Source organism: Pseudovibrio denitrificans JCM 12308 (assembly GCF_001310815.1).
Classification (GTDB): domain Bacteria; phylum Pseudomonadota; class Alphaproteobacteria; order Rhizobiales; family Stappiaceae; genus Pseudovibrio; species Pseudovibrio denitrificans.
The window spans coordinates 1-725 of sequence record NZ_BAZK01000084.1 but is presented as its reverse complement, the minus strand read 5'-3'; the positions used below and the strand labels follow the sequence as shown (position 1 = coordinate 725).

Below are 725 nucleotides of genomic sequence, written 5' to 3'. Positions count from 1 at the left end.
ACCACCAGAGAGCTCATCGTAACCAGCTCCCCCATAAAGCGTGTCGTCGCCGCCATAACCCCAAAGGATGTTGTTGCCCGCATTCCCGGTTAATGTGTCAGCATGATCACGTGTTCCCATAACACGTTCAATGGAGATGTAGGTATCACCTGCCGCATCCCCAGTGTTCTGGCTAGGATCTGCCAGGTTCATGGTAACGCCAGTGGAGGCGTAATAGTAGCGCACGGTATCAGTGCCCTCGCCACCATCAAGGATGTCGGCACCGGAGGCATAAGCGTTGAGGGTGTCATTGCCTTTGCCGCCCACTAAACGATCGTTTCCACCTCCGGCATACAGCCCGTTGTTGCCATCGTTACCGATAATCACATCATTATGTCGAGATCCATGCACGTATTCTACGTTGATCAAAGTGTCACCGTCGGCATCTCCACCCGAAGCAGCACCTGTTCCAAGATTTATAAAAATGCCATTCAAGGATTGAGAATAATTTGCGGTATCAATTCCAGCTCCACCTTCCAACAGATCCGCACCAGAGCCGCTGTAAAGAGTATCATTGCCTTCACCACCATAAAGCTTGTCATTACCAGCCAAGCCATAGAGTTTGTCGTTACCAGCCAGACCATGGATCTCATCAGCAGCCGATGTGCCGGTTAAGGTCTCATTGGCAGAGGTGCCCATGATGGGCTCAGGCAGGCTGGATGCATCCTCAATCTTGCGTGTTTTTG

The 725-nt window shown here is 51.4% G+C and carries 1 pseudogene; it reads right to left on the bottom strand.

Features of this window, described 5'->3' with window-relative positions:
- Window positions 1–725 (bottom strand): annotated as a pseudogene (locus JCM12308_RS27535) (calcium-binding protein); the annotation flags it as partial.